We start from the raw sequence: 22,185 nt of genomic DNA on the forward strand, positions 1-22,185 counted from the left end.
GGATGAGGGTGAGCTCGAGCGTTGTTGGCGAACAATCCACCAGCACAGACAGACCATCAACCGGGTTGCCTGTATGCCTCACTCAGGGGAGGTTTTATTACCGGAAGATCTGCCATGCGAGGCATTCGAGAGTCCTGGAGATCAGCCTGAAAACAAGCTGCTTTGCCCGTCCCCTCCAGTGGTTTAGCCACATCAGTCGACGTCAGAAATCCAACAAAAAAACCCTGCGACATGAGAAATGCTCTACAGATCTTGAACCCCACAGACAGGCGGAATACGCTTACTGTTCACTTCTGCACAACTATATGCGACATGATCGCTGGAGCGAAGATATGAACACGAAACATCTTCTTATAACCATCGCCTTGATCTCACTCCTCTATGGTTCCGCTCAATTAAAGCCAGGGCCCGCCGGAACAGACGTCTCGATCGAGAGTGCAGACGCCACCTACCGTGCAGCGATCCTTTCAATACTTGAAAGAAAGCGAGACGCTATCGAGGAGGCAGACTTGAAATTGCTGTCGGTGTATGAGGCCCGGCTTGCGATACACAAGCAGGACGGTAATACGGAAAAGGCCATAGCGATGCGGGATGCCGCGAATCGATTGACCAACCTTTTAGCATCAAAACCACACTGGGGATCGCTACCGCGGCCTGAGAATCAATGGAAATTTCGTGAACACTCTTATGCTATCATTGAAGAGAAAAAGGATTGGCACGAGGCTAAAAGAATCTGCGAACGAATGGGTGGTTATCTGGCGATCATCTCCGACAATGAGGAGTTCACGTTCATTGCGCGGCAATTGCCACCAAAGTCTGAAGGCTTCCTTCTGGGGGCTACTGATGAAGCCAGGGAAGGCGAATGGAGATGGGTTGACGGAAGCCTTGTGCAGATCGACTTTCGTAAAGAATTCGATAACAGTTATGGCATCGAGCACTATTTGAAGATGAACGCAAAGGGGAGTCTCGTTGACACAACATCGAGAAGATCTCACTTTTTATGCGAATGGAACGACTAGCATCTCACCTTTCGATGGCTTTATTTCCCGTGGAATACAGATTTAACTGAGGCGAGGAATTGCTATGCGTTGGTGCTTCGCTCCGCTTGTTGCGATAACATGCGTAACCGCTTGGGGAATCCAGCCGACTCTTGAACCAGTCGAACTTGACCCGTTCATCCAAAGAGCGGTTCAGGCCCACAGAAAATCTGTCGAGTTGGCTGAAAAGAATGCAGATCGTGAGCTGCGGGACGCTTTCCGTAAGCGAAAGGCCGCCTACGATCGCCGCGCCAGGGAACTGACTCAAGCGGGTAACCTGGATCAAGCTGTGGTGATTCGGCGCAGGATGGAAGATCTCGCCTCACCGATCAACGAGCCTTCCAAGCCCTTCAATGGAGAATTCTTCGCTTTGAATGGGCATCGATACGCGATATTCGAAGAACCATTGACCTGGCATTTCGCCAAATCCCTATGTGAAGAGCGGGGAGGTCATCTTGCCATCATTAACTCTGACGAGGAGTTGGCATTCATTGACCAGATATGTGGCGGAAATGCATGCTGGTTAGGTGCGTCGGATGAAGCCAAAGAGGGCAAGTGGCAATGGATCGACGGCTCGGAACTCAAACTCAAGGGGCGGCTCATTGACAACGAAATGGATGCCGAACATTGGCTTTCCCGCGATTCAAAACTAAAAATGTATAACGATCTTCCCAGTGCCAGAAAGCCTTGTGTATGCGAATGGGATTATTAAACGACTAGTCGTCGACGAGAGGACCTGACCACAAATGAAACAACTTTGGTCACTCACTCAGCAGGCATGTATCTCTCTGAGTCACTAGCCTCCATATTTCCGCTACCTATTTCCCCGCACCGAATTCATGCGCAAGTTCCTACAGACGGACCATCAACCGGGTTGCCTGTATGCCTCACTCAGGGGAGGTTTTATTACTGGAAGATCTGCCATGCGAGGCATTCGAGAGTCCTGGAGATCAGCCTGAAAACAAGCTGCTTTGCCCGTCCCCTCCAGTGGTTTAGCCACATCAGTCGACGTCAGAAATCCAACAAAAAAACCCTGCGAACTCCGCCTCAAGAAAAAAGCCACCCGCAGCGCGGGCGACGTGAAGTGATGAGTCGCCCAAATCCTTCGGTTTGTCACTGTGCGTAAATCAGTTCACTAAGATTTTTGTTGACATAGGATGGAGTTCCGGCCAAGTTAGTAAGTGCGCTCTCGACTGCACGTATTCTTCGGCAGCGGGAAACTCTCATGCTTGCGTCCTCTGTTCCAGACTCCAGCACCGGAACCGCCCCCTTTAAGCAGGATCCATTTAGGTATGGGGCTTGCCACCTGCCCTCATCCTGTCGTTGGCAATCGTCACCACCTGTGCGACCGCCACGTCACTACCGGCAACGATTGAGCCCTTCGGCACGTTGCACATCCCTTTGCGGCTGAGTGAAACAGCGCGGGGAACACAGACACTGACATTCTTCACCGATGCCCCAGCCACGCCGCGCCTGACGTGCCGGGTCGAGTTTCGGGGCGAGTGAGACAGACCTTTCCCAATCCTCGATGCAAGGTCGGAGTGGTGTGTCTCCACTCCGCGATAGTTTCCCTGGTTGAAGGAGTTCGCGATGAATCTTTGTTTGCGTTTTGTGACAAGTACAGTGATGGGCCTTAATCTGGCAGCCATCCTGCTTGCCGCCATTCTGGCATTACCGGCTGCCTATGCGGATGAACTTCCGCCAGAAGATGAAGGGGGGGGGGGGATGATGGTAATACAACGATTGTTCCAGAATGTACAAGGGATTGTGATTGCAGCTTACCTGGTACCGAACAGGGTGATGCCTGCAACTCGTTCGGCCCAGCATTTTGTATGAACAAAGCATTGTGCTTCTGCATACGACAAGGTGAATTTGATACATATGGATGCATAAATCAATAAACATTTGACTTAAACAAGAGAATAACTGTACTTCGTCAAATGGGAAATCATTTCCAGAGCGGAGGTGATTTCCCTGATAATTATTTTTAACTCAGATCACATATCTTTCGACAAAAATAGACAAATATAAGACTTAATGTGGTTTAGATGTTTACTCTCAAACATGACTAAGACAGAAACACGAGCTGTGTTTTCATTCGAAAGGCTTACTAATGGAATTGAGAAACACTTTGCCTCGTAACCACAGCAGTCTTGCAGTAGTGTTCGCATTGATGCACATGCTGATTATTCCACCGTCCGCTCACGCATCGGATCACAAAAATGCTAAACATATAGAAAGAATCCTTGCTGGGCATGCAAAGATCTCTTCCGTAAGGGAGAATAGTACAATTTGGGTTCGTGAGGTCTTTTCATCATCGCGGAAAACTCGCAAAAACCATCTGAAAATCTGGTGCATGGGAGACAATTTTAAGGTTCACGAGATCAAGGAGATCGAGAACTTCATTGATAGCGATGTTGCCGACGCGCGAATCATGAGTGATCCCAGTTTGATTCGAGTCGTGACAGATCAATATGAGTTCTCTCTTCAAAAAAGACCGCACATTGTCAACGGAGTACCGCAACTCGGTCCTTTGAAAATGGCGACGAATTCAATTGGTCAAGATGGTTTGACTCATTGGCGAGAACGCATGCTTTTGATGTTGTCACAACGGGCTTGGGTGGCAACGACTATCGGCATGAAGGAATCTCGATCTTTCTTCTTGACACCAGAGGCCGAGCTTCTATCTGGTTTCAACAAAACTCTGCTGTTTGAAATGGGCCCGATTACTTTTCGGGAACTTCCTTCAGGAATTTTGAGAATGGAATATTCATCTTATGCGGAACGGGCCGATCCCAGGGGTGTCAAGATTTCTACAAACCAAATTGAATGCTGGACAGAATTTGACACGAAAAAAAATTATCGGGTGGTGACGACAGGCGGTATTGGCCATACGCAAAAGTATCCGATCAACAAACCAACTCAGTCACTTTGGGGACGATTATCGAGCACATATGAGTACGATGAAACCTTTGGGCGCGGAGTCATACCACGACGCGTCTTTCATAAAGTGTGGAGTAACGGCGCTAGTCCTGAGGACATAATAGACGAGTCAAGTCGTTCATATGTCACAGAAGAATACCTCATCGACAAGGTGGAGTTTGGTACTGTCACACCGGCCGACTTTCGCGGGGAGCCGTACGGAGTGCCCGCTTCGCTCATTGAGCAGGATCCCTTACCACCAACGGCCGCCTGGTGGTGGCCCTGGCTCTGTGGGCTCCTGGGTGTCAATGCTCTCCTGGGGCTCGTGTGGTGGGGCAAACGGCAGTGGGGAGTGCAGGCATGATGAGAGGTCGAGCCGGTTCGATTTCGAGCAAGGTGCAGCGTGTCTTTCTCTGCTGCATGGGGTGGGTAGGAATCCTCTCCTGTCTGGCTATACCTGCGTCCTTACAGGTCTATGGTGAGACGACCCCCACAATCAGTTCCAGCATGGATGAGTGGAAGGCAAAGGTCGTAACTGGTCATGATCAAATTGCTAAAGTTCGCTCCAACATGCGCGTAGTGGCCCGGCAACTGAAATCGTACGGAAAAGAGCCTCGGGTGAAGGCGTACTCGTGGTGGTTTATGCGTGATAACTTCAAGTATCACCGCATCAAGCTGTCTGATAAGGCAGATCATGAGATCAAGGTGGATGAGTCCTCGCTTCAGACTCGGCCAGGAAGTGTCTGGTGTGTCACTCCCGAGTATGAATTTTGTTTGACCGAGGGCCAGAACAAGGCCGACCAGATGAAGGTCTTACGTACATCATTACAAGAGAAGGATCTCGACTATTGGCATCGGATGGTGCTTTCGGAATTAAACCTCGGAATCTGGTCCGCCACAGCGATTATGGACTGCCCTTTGCGTTCGATCTTAATTGATCCTCCAGACTCAAGGCATTCTGTAATCAAAATCAAACGGATCGATTTGAACTCCGTCAAATTCGAGGAAAGGCCTGAGAATGTGCTTCGCATGACCTTTAATGCCGAGTTTGATATGGCGCTGCCCAAAGGTGATTCGACCCTTAAGTGGGTCGACGCCATCGTAGATCTCGATACGGCGAATCGCTTTCGAATCCTCAAAGCACGAGTCGAAATGACCAGCTCTGGGGTGTCTGGTGTCCAGAAGAGCGGTGGATATTGGTCAGCTTGGGAACAGGAACTGGACTATGTCGAAGGATTTGGTGGTGACGTTGTACCAAAACGAGTCGTCACGCGTTTGTTTGAGTCGCCTACCAGAGATGCATTATTTAAGTCGAAGCCACAAGAAACTGAATACCTCATCGACAAGGTGGAGTTTGGCACTGTCACACCGGCCGACTTTCGCGGGGAGCCGTACGGAGTGCCCGCTTCGCTTATTGAGCAGGATCCCTTACCTCCAACGGCCGCCTGGTGGTGGCCCTGGATCTGTGGGCTCCTGGGGGTCAATGCACTCCTGGGGCTCGTGTGGTGGGGCAAACGTCGTCGGGAGTCGATGGCGTAAGGAGTCGCTACGTGGCGCGTAATGGAACGACAAGGTCTCTATTAGGAAAAAGCCCTCATGTTCTTAAGTCGACGCGACAATCTCTGTCGATCTCGACGACTCGTGCTTTTTCTGGTGGCTATGATCTTCATAACCACCAGGGAAGAGTCGCCATCGCTCTTTGCGGAAGAAGGAGTGAATTGGCAGGCGCGGGTTGTCGCAGGGCATGAACGGATTCGCCGACAGCGGGCTAACAGCATGGTCTGGTTAAGGCAGGCACGGCCGGGGTGGAAGCCGCCGTTCACTGAGATCACGAAGATCTGGCACCTCGATGGGAGCTTCAAGTTTCACACGTTTGAGGTGCCCGAACTGACGACGACAGCCGATGTGGTCGACGAAGTGAAACTGATGAAGGATCCGTTCTCAGTGCGGATCGTGACACCACAATTTGAGTTCGGACTCCGTCGGCTCTACAAAGAAGTCGACGGAGTGCGGGTGCTGGATCGCTTGCGTCGCACCACGCTGTCGATCGATGGCGAGAAGCTGGAGATGTGGCATCGGCGAATGAGCTGGACAATGTCCGAACATGTCTGGTCTTCAACGACGATGTGCCACGTCGAATCGAGCGGTCTGTTCGCTCAACCTCCCAGGAACACCAATGCCTTCGGCTGGACAGTCGATAAGTTCACCGTCGGCCCGGTTACCTTCGAGAAGCTTTCTTCGGGATTGGTGCGTATGTCCTTTTCAACACATAGCGAACTGACAGATGTGCGAAAGGAGCGGCACGTATCGGATGTGGTCGAGGCCACGGCCAACCTTGACCCCGCCCACAACTATCGCGTGGTCGAATCAGATTACATAGTGACGGGTAGCCAAAAGGTTCCCGGAAAAGAGGCGGCCCCTTCCTGGCATCGAATCAGGATCGTCAACGAGTACCGGGCGGGGTTTGGTCGTGATTTGTTCCCCACCCAGGTTGTTACCCAGAATTGGAGCAGCAAGGAGCGTGATAAGCTTAATGGGGAACCACACCATAGCTACGAATACTTTATCGACCGGGTCGAGTTCGGCCAGGTGCGGGAATCCGACTTCAGGCCAGAACCTTACGGGATCCGCCCCGAAATACTGGAGATCGACCCTCTACCACCGCCGACATCGTGGTGGGTCTATGGGATCTACGGCAGTGTCATTACCGGTGTGTTGATTGGCATGGTGTGGTTGTGGTGGTTTAAACGTCGGCGGGAGAGACTCGTATGAAAATTCTTAAGGCGTGGGACCAACAGCGAGGCGACTCGGTGCGAGCCGGTTTCACACTCATCGAACTGCTGGTCGTGATCTTCGTCATTGCGTTACTGATAGCACTTTTGCTTCCTGCCGTGCAGATGGCGCGGGAAGCGGCCCGGCGAACATCCTGCCGGTCAAATCTCAAGCAGTTGGCACTGGCTCTCCATACCTATCAGGAGCGGCACCAGGTGCTGCCTCCGGGAACACAGATTGATGATGTCAGGCCGCCGCGGGATATTCCCGGCCGCGGAGCCCTCCGCTTCACGAAGCACTTTCCGTGGATCGTGATGATCCTCCCCGATATCGATCAGGGGGTGATGTATGCGCAGTTCAATTTTGATCTCGATTGCCAGCACGACCATCGCCCGCTCACCAGCCAGCAACTGAAGATCCTGCAGTGTGCTTCTGATCCCGCAGCCGGGCAGCCGGTCTATTGGGATCGGCCTTATTATGAAGGGCCGTGGGGTAGCAATAACTACCTCGGAGTTTCCGGCACCAATATGGCGACTTCGAAAAATTATGCCTGGCAATGTGCCGAGTATGATCGCGAGGCGGGGAAGGCACCAATCCAAAGCGGATTGCTCTATGAGAACAGCAATTGCCGTTTGCGGGATGTGACCGACGGCACCAGCCAGACTCTTCTTTTGGGCGAGCGGGGTATTGTGCAGCAATGGGGAAAATGGGGTGGAGCCGGTGTCGAGCAAAGGTGCCCGTTTGGTCTTGGCGATACTGTCCTGCCGGGAACAATCGACGATCAGTTATACCCCGGTGGGTTGCGTGAGCGGCAGGAGACGATCTCAGATCGATTGTTCTGGTGGAGCTGGCATGGTGGAGTGGTCCATATGGCATTTGCCGATGGATCGGTGCGTGGAGTTTCTGTTTCGACAGATCGCGGTGTGCTGACGGCATGGAGTACCCGGGCGGGTGGTGAAGTGGGTATCGAGTGAGTGGTGTTTCTGTCCTTTACTCGTCGAGGAATGAAGATGCTCTGGCTCTCTCAAATGAAGTTCGGGACTCTGCTGTTGTGTCTGGCGGGGATTGACACGGCTGTAGCGATCTGTCTGTTCTGGCCGACGACGCCACCTGTCGTGATCCAGTCGGTGCTGGATCTGGGAGAAGTTGTCGAAGGGACGGAGGTGCAGCCTGTCTTGACGATCAGAAACACCACGTCACAGCCCATCCGCTGCGTGGGAGCCGACGAGGCGTGCGGCCTGGGTTGCTTCCATGCGGAGGATCTGCCGGCTGTGATCCCTCCCTATGGCGAGCTCAAGGTGACGCTGTGGTTTGGTGCCCCTTCGCTGAACTCGTTGCGAGAGCGGAAAGCGATTGACGACCGGGCCGAGAATGAAATGACGTTCTATTTCGATGCCAAAGGCCACGCCCGTAAACCGGTCAAGCTCACCTGCAAGGTGATCCCCAAAACTGAGCCGGGCACAACCGACAAGAATTCATGAGCAGAGTGGTAGTAGTCGCCGTAGCCGCTGGGTCCTCTCTGCGGACCACCTTCCGCTTACGACCAGCAACCTCTTGAAAAGTAGGGTGCATGCCAATGCACCGACTGGACCGTCTACTGTATAGCTGGTGCATTCCGAGGACTCAATGTGAACTATATAATACTCTGCCGACCATCTTTAGCCTACCACCTGCAATATGTTCAAACGTAGGGTGCATGCCAATGCACCAATTGGAAGCGTGCCGCGATTAGCCGTCTGCGGGTTAGATGAGTGCCAAAGGCACAGGGGCTGTGTAAGAAGTGTCATGCAGGTTTCTGAGAAAGTCCGCCGGGATTCTCCAAGAATTGGGATATTGCCAGTGCCCCTCTCCCCTTGGGCCACCCCAGTAGAAATCTGAATTTCAACTGGAGCGACTCTGCCGCAGGAGAAAAATCTGGTGAGCGATTCAAATGCGTTTAAACTCAGACCATACCCAGCCCACTTCAGGAAATCCTTCGGGCGGCAGGCAGACCATATCGATCTTGAGTTGCTCGCCATAAAACTGAAATGTGATCCGCCATCCCCAATCCACACCTGGTTCGACAGGAAATGTGCCATTCACGACCAACATGCACTTCCCTTCGCCCGTATTCTCGAATCCACCCACCAGCGGCATGACTCGTACGCCATTATGCCAACTGTCAATCCAATGCACGCTGGCCTGTTTTGACTCCTGTGAATAGCCAATGAGAAACGATCCCGACTGCGGTTGTCCTTCCCAACTCCATTCTTGATCAATACGCAGGAATGTCCTGTTCAAAATGGGCGTCACAGCCAAGCGGGAGATCGATTCCTGAATCGTGTCCGTGGGAGTTGTTTGAATTCGATTCGATCCCGTCCAGTTCCCTTCACACTCCAACAAGGCTTGAAATTGATCCATCAAGACCCCTTTACAATCACGCAACAAAACCAAACCACCCAGATCATTTCCAAAGCAGAGTGCATGCCAATGCACCAATTGGATTATGTACTGTATCGCTGGAACATTCCGAGGACCTCATGCACCCTACATAATGCTGCCACGAGACACCGATCACAGGAACTTCATCACTTCACTCTTCGATTCGCTGCAATTTAACCGGCACCGTGAGATGCGCGGTGGGGTAGCCGCGTTCCGCCAGTTGCAAATATTGGGGCTGGTCGAGGTTGGTTGATGCCCCCGGCTCATACCCGTCGGCGGAGATGCGGAACTGCCACCACGGCAGATGAATGAACCAGGTGTTCTCCCAAAAGCTGCGAGAGTCGAACGTGAGACACTGTGTAACGAGTTCCTCGGCGTGGCCGTTACTTTCTGTCGTCAGTGTGAATTCACGAGCCGCACACTCGGCGCAGAGCCCACCCCGCTCCGCCTGGATATGAACCTTGGCTCCAGGAATCGGCTGAGCCGTCGCCGCATCGACCACGGCAAACCGCACTCTCAGATCAGCATGTCCCACCCATTTCGTACTGATGTAAAGAGGCGAAGCAAGCACCACCGCCAGCCCGATCACAGGGAGCATCAGTGCGAATCGACACACCACCCGCCATGGAAAATCCTCCCGCATAATGCGAACTCCACAGACCTTGGAGGAGGTCAAATCTTACGTAGGGTGCATGCCAATACACCAATTGGATTATCTACTGTATCGCTGGTGGATTCCAAAGACTCCATGCGCTGTACCTGCTCAAGGCTGAATTGCCATCGAGATGATTTCGGGGCCGTTGGGAATTTGACTTACCTGGTCTCACCCAGTTCCTCTTCAATCGTTCTATAATGTCCCCATTGTTTCCGGTCATATAACAATTGCATCGCTTCATTGTATGAAGCCGCCTCAACTGTCCAGACATGCTGTGCATTCCGTTCGACCAGCTCGGAGAGTCGACGCTGATGCACCTCGGCATCTGGATGACGTTCCAGGAAGGTGTGTCCGTTCTCGTACTCCCAGAGCTCAAAAACCATTGAACGACCTCTCCCCTAGACAATTCAGCGACGCGATGTGGCTACCCATGTACCGGCATGGCTTGATAGATTGACTTGGTGCATTTCGAAGACTCCATGCACCCTACATAAAACTAAATGCCGTATGTTAACCCCACGGATTCCGCTCCTCGCGGATCAGCATCCGGTTCGCGTCGTCGTTGTCGATGAATTTTTCGTTCTGGGCGTCCCACTTGGCCACCACGGAACCGGTTTCCGGGAAGAGGCGGATCATCGCGTTGGCGATGTGGCAGAGGACGGCTGACGAGTTCCCCACCTCGACGGGTGCCCGCGGCTCTTTCCTCGTCTTCACGCACTCCACGAAGTTCGCCAGATGGGCCGAGTGCGGGTCGCTGGTCCCTTTGGCGGCCGGCGGGCAATCTTTCAAAAGCGCGGGATCGGAGGCGGTGGTTCCCTTGTAGCCGGTCTGCAGCCAGCCGGTGGTTCCTTCGAAGCGAGTCTGCACCATTTCGGGGCCGCTTTCACAGATGAGTTCCACACCGTTAGCGTATTTGCAGCGGAAGCGGGTCTCGGTCGCGGTATTGAACAGGCTTCCTGCGGGGAGGAACTTGGCATCGAGGCACTCGATCTCTGTCGGCCCGGCGACATCCAGGCCCATCCCCCAATGAGCCATATCGTTGCAATGGGCCCCGAAGTTCGTGATCTGCCCGCCCGAGTAATCGTAGTGAAAGCGGAAGCGGTAGAGGCAGCGGTCGACGTGGTAAGCGGCCTCCGGCGCGGGGCCGAGCCACGTGCGATAGTCGAATGTCGCCGGGACGGGCATGGGTTGCCAGCCGGGCCCTGGCCCCACCTTGTTGTTGTAGCCCACCTTGGTGACGATCTTCTGCAGCGTGCCGATTTTCCCGCTTCTGGCCGCTTCGCAGACGAACTGGCTGACCGGGTTCGAGCGTTCATGGCTCCCGGTCTGGAAGACTTTTTTGTGCTTGCGGACAGCGTCGATCAATGGCCGACCGTCTGCCACCGAGAATGTCAACGGCTTCTCGCAATAAACATCCTTCCCCGCTTCAAGGGCCAGCACACTGATGATCCGATGCCAATGATCTGGCACCACAATCACCACCGCGTCGATATCCTGCCGGTCGAGCAGCTTGCGGAAGTCGGCATAAGCCTCGCAGGTCGGCACCACGCCACTCTTGACGCGCTTCGTGGAATCGGCCTCGACCAGTTGCTTCGCGGGGAGGCGGCCGTAGAAGTGGTCCGGCTCCTTGTAGCCGAAGCTCCCTTCGTTGACATCGCAGACGGCGACGACTTCACCCAGTTCGGCGGCCAGAAACCGCTTGAGCAGCCCCATTCCCTGATTGCCTGTGCCAATGAAACCGACCCGCACCCGCTCACTCGGTGGCTGAGCACCAAACAGCCGTGCGGGGAGCACCAGCGGAGCACCCGCCACCAGTGAACCACCAGCGACAATCGAACTCTGGAGAAACGTGCGACGGGAAAGCATGATGGCCTCACGGGTGTTTGGTAGGGTGCATGCGAATGCACCAACTCGATTTTTAAGTAGAATTAGGGAGGAAATTCTGGTGCATGCCGAGGACTGCGTGCACCCTTTGCAGCTTTGATTGGTTGTTCTCATCCATTTGTAAAGCGCAGGCTGTCGCAAGGAAATGATGAAATCTTGCCCACTGAGCACTTTTGGGATGAAGCGTATCAGAGATAGAAGCCCAGTGGAGGATCTGTGCAGCATGCTGGCTGCGCTGAAGAGCCGGGAGCCGATGAAGACCTCTGACCTCAACCACGCTGGCAAGAGCCACGCCCTTTCGCAGAGCCTCAAGGGTCGTACCACCCAAAGGCGAGTCAAACAGCGTCGTGCAACCCAAAGGCGAGATCACAGCGAAAGGTAGGGGACGCGCATGGCGCGGCTTCTTGTCGTCGTACTTTGTACAACGACCCGGCCACAAGCTCGTCGGGTCACCCTGGCGTAGAAACTTTATGCTTCCTGCCGTCGCATCAAGCCGGGCCACCAGTTCCCCGGTGGATTGTGGACCAGCAGCCAGGCCACACCCAGCACCGCACCACCACCGGCACTCACACCCACCAGCGCCAGCCAACTGCCATGAGCCCATGGCTGCGGGCTGATCAGCAGGCAATATCCCGCCAGTGCTGCCAGTGGTACCAGTTGAGGGCGAATGGCGTCGTTCATAAGTCGCCAACCGCTGATCCCGAGAATCGACAAGCCAAACGGCAACAGAACTCCCGCCTCGAGAATCACAGCCGGTACCAGCGTCCCAATGGCCACACCCACACGCCCCAGCATGAAACCCAGCCCCAGACTGATCACCAGATTGGCAATCGCTTCGGCAAAATAGATCATTGCCGGGAATCGAATTGTCCCCTGAGCCAGCAGGAACGATCGCAACAGATTGCAGGGCAACGTCACCACAGTCGCTGCGAGCAGAATCACCAGCAGTCGATGAGATTCTTCATAGCCGGCACCGACCCACAACGTAATCAGGTCGCCACCAAAGAAGTACGCCCCCAGATTGATCCCGGCGGCCAGCAGAAACGTAATCCCGATCGCCTGCAAAAAGAGTTTGTGGAGCTTTCCGCGATCTGCCGAACTCTGCATGGCCCCTGCGGTGGGCATACAGATAAAGGCCACCTTTTCAATTGGCTGACGGATGAACTGCACCAGTCGCAAAGCGATATAGTAAGGCACAATGGCCTCGGCCCCCATCAGGAAGCCAATGACAATACTATCCGTCGCATAGATGAGGCTCTGGGCAAAATTGTTAAGTAGTGCCATCGAACTGAACGACGTACATTCTTTAAGTACCGAATATTTCCAGTGCGATAATCGAATCTGTAGCTCCGGGAGGGCTTTCCACGAGAGATACATGAAGGCACTGTTTTCGAGAATCGTAATGATCATGTAGATCAGGGCCATTGTCAGCAGCCCCCATTCACGATGCAGAAACACGAATATCAGCGCGACGCGCACCAGATCGAATACAATCCCGACCGTGCGTTCGAGATCAAACCGGCGGACACCCATCAGCACACCGCCAAAAATGCTCCCCAGGAGAGACATCGCCAGATTCAGCCCGAGAATCACGACAACGAGCTGAATCTCCAGCAACTCCTGTCCCTTCCACGGGCTCATCCAGGGCAACAGGAGAGCAATCCCGACTGACAGCAGAAATGCAAACGCTGCACCCAGCGAATAAACCGAGGCCACAATCGTGACAACTTCATTAAGGCCTTTGGTGTTTCCTTCACTGTGATACTTGGCCACATACCGGCAAATGGTCTCACCCATTCCCATGTACAACAGGCCGCCATACGCCACGAACGAATTGATGAACACCCACTGCCCATACGAGGCATCACCCAGCACATGCATGACGTACGGCATCAGGAAAAAGCCGGTCACCAATGCTGCCAGATGGGCCAGCCATGTGAAGAGCACATTGGATTTCAGACTTTGAACCGCCATCTCGCAAAAATCCTTGACCTGAACGGGATTGTCCGCCTGGAACTCTGATCCATGCTCTCCGCTGATCCCTGCTCCAGAACGAGAGTCGAAACCGATCGAGCCTCTCGCCAGAACACGAACCGCAGAATCGAGCACAAGACACAAATTGCAGGCTTCCAGCTTCAGTTTAGGTCGAGAATGCCCCTCAGGCCGAACGACGAAGGAAAAACCCGAGTGTTCATTATCGCAAAACCCCGATGAGAATCACTAACTCATTGTCATGAATGATGTTACAGCCAGAATATCGCCTTGTGCAGATGGCACGGATCGACCGGCTTTGATGCCTCCCGGTCACGAATCACCACATTCCCCAGGTCAAATGCATCCTTGTGGGCAATTTAGGGAGCGATGGTAATTTGAGGCGTCTTTCTGGCCTGTTTCTGGCGTGACGGCACTCTTTCGGCCATGTTGACATTTTGTACCTTGTCAACTAACTTCGCGCTCGCGTTAAGTCGATTCAAGTGAGCAAGTTGTTGCCTGTGAGCCGGTGTTTTGAGAGCCTCACAGATGACAACTGCGGAGCATCCATCGATTCACTGGACGTGTCGTTTCGAGAGCTGAAAGCCCGTCAGCGACGGCAACTTCTCTCCCGGCAGACTCTTCCAGCAACGCAAAGGGCGACATCGAATCGGACAAAACCGCCTTGCCAGAGGCGCATTAGTCTTGTTCGGTTCGTCCGATCTGGTTGAATAGATGGTGGTAATGCCCAGGGAACGGGCACATTGAATTGTTTGTTCAATGCCGGAGCCGATTGCTCATGAGAGCAATTCTTCCGACGAGGACCAAGTTCAGACGGGTCGATGATCAGTCGATTGGTCAGTTCCAGGGGCTTTGCCAGGATCAAAGGGATGATCGCTAACATGTTTCGTCAAGTGTCTCGCCTGTTTCATGCCACCTGTCTGGCCATTGGCCTCCTGACAGTTTGCTCCACCCAACTGATGGCTCAGGAATTGAACTGGGCCAACAAAATGCTCGAGCGGCAGAACATCGATTTCGGCACTGTGGCCCGCGGAGCAGACACCGTCTATCGTCTCAAAATCCGCAATATCTACAAAGAAGACGTACAACTCCTCGGCACCCGCACCAGTTGCGGCTGCTCCAAGGCCAAGCTCAGCACCAACCTGCTGAAAAGTGGCGAGGAAGGTTACGTCGAAATCGCCATGGACACCTATAAGTTCATGCGTGAAAAGACCTCGAACGTCTTCGTGACCTTCTCAATTGCCAACATCGGCACGGTCGAAGTTCAAATCCCACTTCGCGTTTATATCCGCACAGATGTGGTGCTCACTCCCGGTGCGATCAACTTCGGCGGCTTCGATGTCGGCGCCGGCAAGGAATCAACTGTCAACGTCGCTTATGCAGGTCGTCCCGACTGGACAATTACCGGCATCAACTCCTCCAATCCACTTGTCACCGCCACTGTCGTCGAAACCAGCCGCAGCGGTGGTGCTGTTAACTATCAGTTGATTGCCAAGGTCTCACCCGATGCTCCCGTCGGTGATTTTGGTGGTATCATTTCCCTCACCACCAACGATGTCGGCACACCCGCCGTCCCAGTCCCCTTCAATGGTCGAGTGGAAGCTGAGTTTGTCATCACTCCATCTCTTCTCACACTGGGCAATCTGGTTCCAGGAACCACCAAAGCCCTGCAGGTGGTCATTCGCTCCAAGAAGCCTTTCGCCATCGAAAAGATTGAATGCGAAACTGTTGATGGGGCCTTCCAGGTCAAGCTCCCCACGACCACAGCGCCAGTCCACGTGCTTCCGATGACTCTCAAGGTGCCCGATCTGGCTGGCCCACTCAACGAAACCTTTACCATCTCGCTCCCAGGTCGCCCCAATGTGATTCAGTTCAAGGCCACGGGAACAATCATTTCCGCTCCAGCCGCACCAGCCACAAATCCGGCTGCCTCGATTCCTGCACCAGCAGGTGTTCCCGCCACAACCAGCGGGCTGTAATTCATCCGGCGACTCCAACCATTGACGATCCATCACGTCTCGACCAATTCACAGTTGGTCGAGACGTTTTCATTAACCCCTGCCAGATTCGACCTGCCATGCTCTCTATCGTTTTGCTCCGGAAAAGATCTTTTCAGCAGGTGCCGACTCGACTTCCTTGCCCAACTCTGGCAACCTCATATGTGCCGTTGAATACGGTCTGATCAGCAATCCAATTTGGAAAAGTGCTCTGTGTGCCAAGCTTGCAGCTTTGGGCAAGCCAGTTTACGCCATCTTCGATGCATGATTTCACGTTGCGATTCATAGGATGTGGGAAAAGCCAATTCGGGGAAAATGTATGGAATCTCAGGTCGAGGGCTTACGCGATGAAGCCGCGCGATTTGCCGAAGAGTTTCAAAAAGCCCGCACTGCCATCAGTGAAGTGATCGTCGGCCAGAAGATCGCCATCGAGTCCGTCCTGGTCGCCATCTTCGCCGGTGGCAACGTCCTGCTCGAAGGGGTGCCAGGTCTCGGTAAGACCGAACTCGTCAAAGCGCTTTCCCGCGTGCTCCACCTCGAGTTCCGCCGCATTCAGTTCACCCCGGATCTCATGCCCGCAGACATCATCGGCACCAACATCATGTCCACCGATGAAGCGGGCCGCTATCGCTTCGAATTCCGTAAGGGGCCGATTTTCACCCAACTGCTCCTCGCTGACGAAATCAACCGCGCTTCACCCAAAACACAGTCGGCTCTCCTCGAAACGATGCAGGAAGGCTCTGTTACCACGGGCGGAGTGATCCATAAACTTCAGCAGCCCTTCTTCGTATTGGCCACGCAGAACCCCGTCGAACAGGAAGGGACTTACCCACTCCCCGAAGCACAGCTTGACCGCTTCCTCTTCAAAGTCGTCGTTCCGTTTCTGAATCGAGCCGAGCTGAACGAAGTTGTCAGCCGCACGATCCTTAAACGGCCCGTTGAAGTTCCTCAATTGCTCACTGGCGATCGCATTCTCGAGTTGCGGCAACTCCTCGATAAGGTCGTCGTCACTGACATCATCCGCGATTACGCGTGCCGGCTGGTTCTCAGTACTCACCCACAAACTGAGGATGCCCCTGCCGAGGTCAAACAGTTTGTGCAATGGGGTGCCAGCCCGCGTGCTGCTCAAGGGCTGATTCGAGCCGCCCGAGTGAAAGCTCTGGCCGATGGCAGACCTTATGTCGCCCTGGACGATATCCGCTCATTCGCTCAGGAAGTCCTGCAACATCGTGTCCTCCTCAACTACGATGGCCAGGCCGAAGGCATCTCCCCACGCGACCTCATCACGACGTGTGTCAAAACGCTGAAAGAAACCGCCCAGTAATCCGTTAAGTGCAATGCGTACTTCGTGCCATGCTTGCAGCTTTGGGCAAGCATGCCTGAACCTATCCACTCCCAAACCCATACAAACCATCCTTCTCCTCCTGCAGAAGCCACACCATGCTGTCTACCATCATCAAATTGGCAACTTCCATCGCACTGTGCCTCTCGTGCTCATTGAGCCTCTTCGCACAGGAATCCACACCGCCGGCCAGCAGCACACCGGGCGAAGAAAAGTGGATCCAGCTCTTCAACGGCAAAGATCTCACCGGCTGGACACCCAAGATCCGCTACCACGAACTCGGCGAGAACTACGGCAACACCTTCCGCGTCGAAGACGGACTCCTCAAAGTCGTTTACGACCCCGCAAAATACCCCGAGTTCGGCGAGAAGTTCGGCCACCTCTTCTACGAAAAGCCCTACTCGAATTACCGCCTGCGCATCGTCTATCGCTTTGTGGGAGATCAGTGCAAAGGTGGTCCCGGCTGGGCGACCCGCAACAGCGGTGCCATGCTCCATGGCGAAGACCCCAAAACGATCGGCAAAGATCAGGATTTCCCCGCTTCCATCGAAGTTCAGTTCCTCGGCGGATTGGGTAAAGGCAAACGCACCACCGCCAATCTCTGCACTCCTGGCACGAACGTGGTGATGAACGGCAAACTCTTCACACCTCACTGCACCACGTCGTCATCCGATACCTACGATGGCGATCAATGGGTCACTGCCGAAATCGAAGTTCGTGGCAGCAAGCTCATGCGCCACGTCGTCAATGGCAAGACGGTCCTCGAATACACCGAACCCCAGCTCGATGAGCGCGATGCCCACGCCAAAGAACTCATCAAAGCCCGTGGCGGCGAAAAACTCCTTTCTTCTGGCACCATCTCACTACAATCCGAAAGCCATCCCGTGGAGTTCAAAACTGTCGAACTTCTCGAACTTCCCGCCGAATGAGTTCTCCCAAAAATGAACTCAAAGCCATCGCCTCGATAAAGTCTGAATTTATGGGTGCATCGCCAACGAGCCTTCCAGCCGCCATCTGTGTCGAGCATGTCTCCTTCCATTACCCCTCGCGGAAAGAAACTCCTCCGGCACTGAAGGACGTTTCTTTTCGCGTGGACGAAGGCCAGATCTGTGCACTGCTCGGGCCCAATGGGAGTGGCAAATCGACACTCTTCAGGCTGCTGGCCACACTCCTCCCCTGGCAACAGGGAACTGGCGAGATCTTCGGCGTCGATCTCGCCCGCTCACCACAGAGAGCCAGGCGGCTCTTCGGCGTCACCTTCCAATCCCCCAGCCTCGATACTCGATTGACCGTCGAAGAAAACCTCTGGCATCAAGGCAAGCTTTACGGCCTCAGCTCCACCGAGTTGCAACAGCGCATTCTCGAATGCAGCACCCCACTGGGATTAAAAGACTGGCTCCCCAAAACGGTCGAAACACTTTCCGGCGGCTGGAAACGTCGTGTCGAACTGGCCAAAGCACTGCTCCACCATCCCCGCCTGCTCCTCCTCGATGAACCCAGTGTCGGGCTCGATCCGGGTAGCCGGCGTGAACTGTGGCAGGAACTCGCCCGGCTGCGTCAATCCGGGATCTCCATCCTCGTCAGCACGCATCTGATGGAAGAAGCGGAACTCGCCGACCACGTTGTGATCTTCGATCAGGGGCAGAAAGTAGCCGAAGGCTCTCCCGATGAACTCACACAATCTGTCGGGCAGGATGCACTTTCGATGACTCCTCGTAATCCTGAGACGTTTGCCGAAATCTTACTTCAGAAAACAGGCCGCAACGCCCTCCGCATGGGCTCTTCTTTCCGGCTCGAAGGAACTGTCTCACCTGGTCTTGTTGAAGAACTTGCCTCAACCTTAGGCCCGGAACTCCGCGCTATCGGTCTCGTCCGCCCCACACTGGAAGAAGTCTTCCTCAAAGTGACCGGGCGAACCTTCGAATCGGCCGATCAAGAGAACTAATTCGGTTTCCAAAATTCAACTCCACTCCCTGGTATGGGGTGGTTGGAATTGAGCGTCTTCGCGAACCCCCAGTTCATGCCGAAAATTGCTGGGGGTTCGAAGACTCAACCCCCGCCTGATCGAAAAAAATAGAGAGCCTTCGACGGAAAGGCTCGCTATTCAGGTTATCGAATCACTTTACGACTGAAGGCCACCACAAATAAGCCCCAGAGTAAAGTCCCTAGCAATGCTTCTATATTGAGCGGTATCAACACCCAGCCATGTGCGGTATTGAACTGATCTCCGCCAAAGCCAGAAGTAAATACACTCACGGTTGTCATTAATGAGTAGACGACGCGATTGATGATTCCATCGGCAGGGAGATCGGCAATGGGTGGGCTGTCAATCTCGAAGTGCTGATAGCCAATCGCATAAAGAATTGCGAAGAACAGCATCGCCAGCAGTGCCGAAACGACGGCTCTGCCAGGATTGGTCCCATAACCGCAGCCCCAGTCGAGAAATACCAGATCACAAATCTGTGCCAGCTTCGTCCAGGGCCTGAGCCATGAGCGTGGTTTACTCTTCCTTTGATTGACCTTGAATCGATAGTAGGCCCAGTCCTCCTCATCAAATCGATGCAACGTCTGAAAGATCGCTTTCAACAAGCCATATTCACGCATCGCCAGTTCATGATTGCCACTATTCTCCGATGCCAGGCGACCCTCAATCTGCTTTGGCTTGATCAGCATCCGATCAACCACTGCATTGGCAAAAGCAAATTGTTGCCGCACACCCTGCGAGATCGTTTCGAGATATACAAAGTCGCGCAGTTTGGCTTTCGAGAGGTCAATCATCCCGTCAAAGTGCGACACGTCAAAATCGAGCTTCTTCTCAATGCTGATCCCGCGAAACAGCGCATCCTGCTGGAAGAGACAATGATTAAAGGTGAGCCCCTGCCCAATCGACATACTGCGCAGATCGGCTAATCCGTGAAACTCGCAATGTTGAAATCCAAACCACCCATCACAAGTCACTTCCCAGAACTTCGCATCCTTCTGGAACACACAGTACTTAAAATCGCCTTTGCCAAAAAACTGGCTGAGATCAAAGCGTGCCAACCCTTGAATTGTCAACCCGCTGAAAATGCAGCCTTTCAGCTTGCAGAGGTGCATGCAAAACGACTTCTCAAACGTCGATTTTTTCTCGCAGCGGGCGCGATAGATCGTGCACTTGGCAAACTCCACAACCTCATGAAATATGGCCTTCTTGATTGTCAGTCGATCGAGAACCACATTTTTGAAGATGATCGGAGCCGTAAACTCGCCCTGTAACGTCAGCTTTTCAATCCGCACATCAGCGAGTGGTTTTCCCTCTTTGAGCATTGCTAATGCCGTCGCTGCCTCCATGAGAGGTAAGCGACCCGACGGAGAATCCTCTGGCAACTCTTCCGGAGCGTGATTCGTGAGTTCAAGGTCATCAGATGCTGGATTCAACTCGGTCATAGCCTGCCTTCAGGAAAATTCGAATGCCTACGATACGCAAGAAGCTGCGGATTGGATCAAAGGATCTGAGCCGTCACCTTGGCAAAATGTTCACGCGCTTCATCAACCAGCATGTCGTACTTACCGGCATAGCGTTTGGCAAAATGGATCAGCACCAGCTTCTCAGCTTTGGCCAGGCGTGCAAACTCACCTGCCTGCAAAGCGGTCATATGGTGATACTTCAGTGCCTGCGATAACTGCCCCTGGGCATAGAACGAATCGCAATAAAGAACACTGGCCCGCTGTGCAATCGAAAGTAATCTCGCTCGAGATGCTTCATTCCAGAGCGTATCTGTCACAAAAGCGAGTCGGGCTCCCAGGCTCTTCAGAAAGAACTTATCCCGCAAAGTCGCCAGCGGATAACTCCCACCCTCTATCAGAACTTGCGTTCCATTCGGAGCATCCTCACGCAAAAGCCCCAGAACATCCCCAATCCAACTCCCAGGCTTCAATACGCTTTTACGCAGTGCGTCGACATTCAAAAACCAACCCGCCTTCTCAATCACTGCATAACTCAGACACGGCACTGTGTGTTCTGCAAAGACCGCCTCCACCTGAATCGTCTCATTCTCGAAAATCACACATCCCGTTCGCGCCTCATCTCGAATCTCTGGCGGTGGAAACTTTCGCCCACAGTCGAGACGACCCACACGAAAGCCACCTTCATGGATCTCATAAATATCAATGACGATCTTCTGAAACGGAAAGAATTGAAACTCATAGCTGCGAATGCGATCCGCCACCTTCTCAATCGTCTTCGGCGGGCCATAGATCCTTAACGTTTTGTCTCGATCCATATTCGCACGGATAATGCGATCCAGACCGACAAAATGATCGATATGGTGATGCGTAATCAGCACCACGGACAGATCCGCCAACTGCTCCAACGAGAGAGAGGCATTCTCTCCAGCATCCAGCAGAACTGCATCATCCCGATCCGGATAATCGATCAGCAGAACAGGATCTCCCGTCGATCCATTCACCAGAGTGAGCTCTGCATGAAATCTCGCTAACGGCTCAGGCACACAAATCTCCCTCGATCAACAGAGACCCGGCTTCCTGCGCTGGTACTGTCGGTGGATACCAACGATCCAAAGCCTCGCATCTCGCACGAATTCATCGATCTCATCAGGCTAAAATCGATTCTGACTGATCGCGATAATCGCTCCAATCGCAAGCAGGCCATTATATGTGGTGGCGATGAACCCCAGAACAATTCCGATCCAGGCGTGAACACTCCCTTTAATCACCGGGTTCTGACTGCGCTTATATAACCCCACAATCCCGAGAATGAAAGCTGGTATCGAGAAGACGAGACCAAAGAGTGGGAACAGGCCAAAAATACCCAGATAGTAAGCGATAAGTGCTGATGGATTCTTATAGGGGATCAATCCACCCGTACTGTCCCCACCTTTCTCGGCGGGAGAAGCTCCTCCCTTCTTGACAGGGGGAACATTCATTCCGGCCGGTATCTCAATCCCAGGGACCATCTCCAATGGCATCCAGTCTTCACAGCCTTTGTACCAGGCACTCACCTCTCCCGGCAAAAGCACTCCCTCCGCAATCTGCGAATTCATTTCCTCCAACTCAAACGGCCCCTGCTTCTTGCCATTCACATGCAAATGAATTTTCACCCTGGACTCCTCTGCGTTCAATGATGTTAAAAAAAAGCCACCTCCATGCACCATCTGTTTATAA

At 53.5% G+C, this 22,185-nt stretch carries 21 protein-coding genes; 13 read left to right on the top strand and 8 right to left on the bottom strand.

The annotated features are described in order from the left end of the window. Window positions 1-332 precede the first annotated feature (332 nt). The 9 genes from A6X21_RS00185 to A6X21_RS00220 all read left to right on the top strand — a co-directional run bounded on the left by A6X21_RS00185 (window position 333) and on the right by A6X21_RS00220 (window position 8,212). On the top strand, window positions 333-1,019 hold the full coding sequence (locus A6X21_RS00185) for a C-type lectin domain-containing protein (protein ID WP_165603631.1): 687 nt from the start codon (window positions 333-335) through the stop codon (window positions 1,017-1,019). A 196-nt stretch (window positions 1,020-1,215) separates the two neighbouring features. Continuing rightward, a complete protein-coding gene (locus tag A6X21_RS00190) occupies window positions 1,216-1,749 on the top strand; it encodes a C-type lectin domain-containing protein (protein WP_165603632.1) in 534 nt (177 codons plus the stop codon). Window positions 1,750-2,336: 587 nt separating this feature from the next. Further along, window positions 2,337-2,543 carry a hypothetical protein gene (locus A6X21_RS24185; RefSeq protein ID WP_131818093.1) on the top strand — a complete coding sequence of 69 codons (207 nt, stop codon included), beginning with the start codon at window positions 2,337-2,339 and terminating at the stop codon, window positions 2,541-2,543. A gap of 84 nt (window positions 2,544-2,627) precedes the next feature. Further along, on the top strand, window positions 2,628-2,873 hold the full coding sequence (locus A6X21_RS00195; RefSeq protein ID WP_068845101.1) for a hypothetical protein: 246 nt from the start codon (window positions 2,628-2,630) through the stop codon (window positions 2,871-2,873). Window positions 2,874-3,216: 343 nt separating this feature from the next. Beyond that, window positions 3,217-4,323, top strand: coding sequence for a hypothetical protein (locus A6X21_RS00200; RefSeq protein ID WP_131818094.1), 1,107 nt, complete (start codon window positions 3,217-3,219; stop codon window positions 4,321-4,323). Then, the gene (locus tag A6X21_RS00205; protein WP_131818095.1) at window positions 4,320-5,498 is read left to right on the top strand and encodes a hypothetical protein; all 1,179 of its coding nucleotides are present in this window, start codon (window positions 4,320-4,322) and stop codon (window positions 5,496-5,498) included. Before A6X21_RS00200 ends, A6X21_RS00205 begins: the two co-directional genes overlap by 4 nt. Window positions 5,499-5,555: 57 nt before the next feature. Then, the gene (locus A6X21_RS00210) at window positions 5,556-6,731 is read left to right on the top strand and encodes a hypothetical protein (RefSeq protein ID WP_068845107.1); all 1,176 of its coding nucleotides are present in this window, start codon (window positions 5,556-5,558) and stop codon (window positions 6,729-6,731) included. Next, the gene (locus tag A6X21_RS00215; protein WP_068845109.1) at window positions 6,728-7,705 is read left to right on the top strand and encodes a DUF1559 domain-containing protein; all 978 of its coding nucleotides are present in this window, start codon (window positions 6,728-6,730) and stop codon (window positions 7,703-7,705) included. Before A6X21_RS00210 ends, A6X21_RS00215 begins: the two co-directional genes overlap by 4 nt. A gap of 36 nt (window positions 7,706-7,741) precedes the next feature. After that, window positions 7,742-8,212: a hypothetical protein gene (locus tag A6X21_RS00220; RefSeq protein WP_131818096.1), complete on the top strand. Its 471-nt coding sequence runs from the start codon at window positions 7,742-7,744 to the stop codon at window positions 8,210-8,212. A gap of 445 nt (window positions 8,213-8,657) precedes the next feature. Here A6X21_RS00220 and A6X21_RS00225 read toward each other — a convergent pair whose 3' ends face one another. The 5 genes from A6X21_RS00225 to A6X21_RS00250 form a co-directional block, all read right to left on the bottom strand. Further along, window positions 8,658-9,131 carry a DUF1579 family protein gene (locus tag A6X21_RS00225; RefSeq protein WP_131818097.1) on the bottom strand — a complete coding sequence of 158 codons (474 nt, stop codon included), beginning with the start codon at window positions 9,129-9,131 and terminating at the stop codon, window positions 8,658-8,660. Between the two features lie 172 nt (window positions 9,132-9,303). Further along, the gene (locus A6X21_RS00230; RefSeq protein WP_068845115.1) at window positions 9,304-9,795 is read right to left on the bottom strand and encodes a hypothetical protein; all 492 of its coding nucleotides are present in this window, start codon (window positions 9,793-9,795) and stop codon (window positions 9,304-9,306) included. Window positions 9,796-9,965: 170 nt separating this feature from the next. Beyond that, entirely contained in the window at window positions 9,966-10,190 is a 225-nt protein-coding gene (locus tag A6X21_RS00235) for a hypothetical protein (RefSeq protein WP_068845116.1), read from the bottom strand. A 127-nt stretch (window positions 10,191-10,317) separates the two neighbouring features. Next, complete coding sequence (locus A6X21_RS00240; RefSeq protein ID WP_068845118.1) at window positions 10,318-11,673, bottom strand: Gfo/Idh/MocA family protein; 1,356 nt, start codon at window positions 11,671-11,673, stop codon at window positions 10,318-10,320. 486 nt (window positions 11,674-12,159) lie between these two features. Further along, a complete protein-coding gene (locus A6X21_RS00250; protein ID WP_131818098.1) occupies window positions 12,160-13,665 on the bottom strand; it encodes an oligosaccharide flippase family protein in 1,506 nt (501 codons plus the stop codon). Window positions 13,666-14,564: 899 nt separating this feature from the next. Here A6X21_RS00250 and A6X21_RS00260 point away from each other — a divergent pair. The 4 genes from A6X21_RS00260 to A6X21_RS00275 all read left to right on the top strand — a co-directional run bounded on the left by A6X21_RS00260 (window position 14,565) and on the right by A6X21_RS00275 (window position 18,967). Continuing rightward, a complete protein-coding gene (locus tag A6X21_RS00260) occupies window positions 14,565-15,662 on the top strand; it encodes a DUF1573 domain-containing protein (RefSeq protein WP_068845124.1) in 1,098 nt (365 codons plus the stop codon). A gap of 337 nt (window positions 15,663-15,999) precedes the next feature. Further along, on the top strand, window positions 16,000-17,004 hold the full coding sequence (locus tag A6X21_RS00265; RefSeq protein ID WP_068845126.1) for an AAA family ATPase: 1,005 nt from the start codon (window positions 16,000-16,002) through the stop codon (window positions 17,002-17,004). Window positions 17,005-17,120: 116 nt separating this feature from the next. After that, a complete protein-coding gene (locus A6X21_RS00270) occupies window positions 17,121-17,951 on the top strand; it encodes a 3-keto-disaccharide hydrolase (protein WP_068845127.1) in 831 nt (276 codons plus the stop codon). 50 nt (window positions 17,952-18,001) lie between these two features. Then, window positions 18,002-18,967 (top strand): ABC transporter ATP-binding protein, encoded by a 966-nt coding sequence (locus A6X21_RS00275; RefSeq protein ID WP_068845181.1) that lies wholly within the window; start codon window positions 18,002-18,004, stop codon window positions 18,965-18,967. A 164-nt stretch (window positions 18,968-19,131) separates the two neighbouring features. Here A6X21_RS00275 and A6X21_RS00280 read toward each other — a convergent pair whose 3' ends face one another. The 3 genes from A6X21_RS00280 to A6X21_RS00290 form a co-directional block, all read right to left on the bottom strand. After that, a complete protein-coding gene (locus tag A6X21_RS00280; protein WP_068845129.1) occupies window positions 19,132-20,448 on the bottom strand; it encodes a hypothetical protein in 1,317 nt (438 codons plus the stop codon). Between the two features lie 56 nt (window positions 20,449-20,504). Beyond that, window positions 20,505-21,512: an MBL fold metallo-hydrolase gene (locus tag A6X21_RS00285; RefSeq protein ID WP_068845130.1), complete on the bottom strand. Its 1,008-nt coding sequence runs from the start codon at window positions 21,510-21,512 to the stop codon at window positions 20,505-20,507. A 108-nt stretch (window positions 21,513-21,620) separates the two neighbouring features. After that, window positions 21,621-22,121, bottom strand: coding sequence for a GYF domain-containing protein (locus A6X21_RS00290; RefSeq protein WP_165603633.1), 501 nt, complete (start codon window positions 22,119-22,121; stop codon window positions 21,621-21,623). Window positions 22,122-22,185 lie beyond the last annotated feature (64 nt).

It is taken from the genome of Planctopirus hydrillae, from assembly GCF_001707835.1.
Classification (GTDB): domain Bacteria; phylum Planctomycetota; class Planctomycetia; order Planctomycetales; family Planctomycetaceae; genus Planctopirus; species Planctopirus hydrillae.

Bases quoted from the DNA above. Each gene is read 5' to 3' on its own strand.
- A6X21_RS00265 (WP_068845126.1), top strand. From the start codon at position 16,000: ATGGAATCTCAGGTCGAGGGCTTACGCGATGAAGCCGCGCGATTTGCC.
- A6X21_RS00185 (WP_165603631.1), top strand. From the start codon at position 333: ATGAACACGAAACATCTTCTTATAACCATCGCCTTGATCTCACTCCTC.
- A6X21_RS00215 (WP_068845109.1), top strand. From the start codon at position 6,728: ATGAAAATTCTTAAGGCGTGGGACCAACAGCGAGGCGACTCGGTGCGA.
- A6X21_RS00230 (WP_068845115.1), bottom strand. From the start codon at position 9,795: ATGCGGGAGGATTTTCCATGGCGGGTGGTGTGTCGATTCGCACTGATG.
- A6X21_RS00195 (WP_068845101.1), top strand. From the start codon at position 2,628: ATGAATCTTTGTTTGCGTTTTGTGACAAGTACAGTGATGGGCCTTAAT.
- A6X21_RS00235 (WP_068845116.1), bottom strand. From the start codon at position 10,190: ATGGTTTTTGAGCTCTGGGAGTACGAGAACGGACACACCTTCCTGGAA.
- A6X21_RS00200 (WP_131818094.1), top strand. From the start codon at position 3,217: ATGCTGATTATTCCACCGTCCGCTCACGCATCGGATCACAAAAATGCT.
- A6X21_RS00280 (WP_068845129.1), bottom strand. From the start codon at position 20,448: ATGACCGAGTTGAATCCAGCATCTGATGACCTTGAACTCACGAATCAC.
- A6X21_RS00220 (WP_131818096.1), top strand. From the start codon at position 7,742: ATGCTCTGGCTCTCTCAAATGAAGTTCGGGACTCTGCTGTTGTGTCTG.
- A6X21_RS00240 (WP_068845118.1), bottom strand. From the start codon at position 11,673: ATGCTTTCCCGTCGCACGTTTCTCCAGAGTTCGATTGTCGCTGGTGGT.
- A6X21_RS00225 (WP_131818097.1), bottom strand. From the start codon at position 9,131: ATGGATCAATTTCAAGCCTTGTTGGAGTGTGAAGGGAACTGGACGGGA.
- A6X21_RS00260 (WP_068845124.1), top strand. From the start codon at position 14,565: ATGTTTCGTCAAGTGTCTCGCCTGTTTCATGCCACCTGTCTGGCCATT.
- A6X21_RS00270 (WP_068845127.1), top strand. From the start codon at position 17,121: ATGCTGTCTACCATCATCAAATTGGCAACTTCCATCGCACTGTGCCTC.
- A6X21_RS00210 (WP_068845107.1), top strand. From the start codon at position 5,556: ATGTTCTTAAGTCGACGCGACAATCTCTGTCGATCTCGACGACTCGTG.
- A6X21_RS00205 (WP_131818095.1), top strand. From the start codon at position 4,320: ATGATGAGAGGTCGAGCCGGTTCGATTTCGAGCAAGGTGCAGCGTGTC.
- A6X21_RS00275 (WP_068845181.1), top strand. From the start codon at position 18,002: ATGGGTGCATCGCCAACGAGCCTTCCAGCCGCCATCTGTGTCGAGCAT.
- A6X21_RS00250 (WP_131818098.1), bottom strand. From the start codon at position 13,665: ATGGCGGTTCAAAGTCTGAAATCCAATGTGCTCTTCACATGGCTGGCC.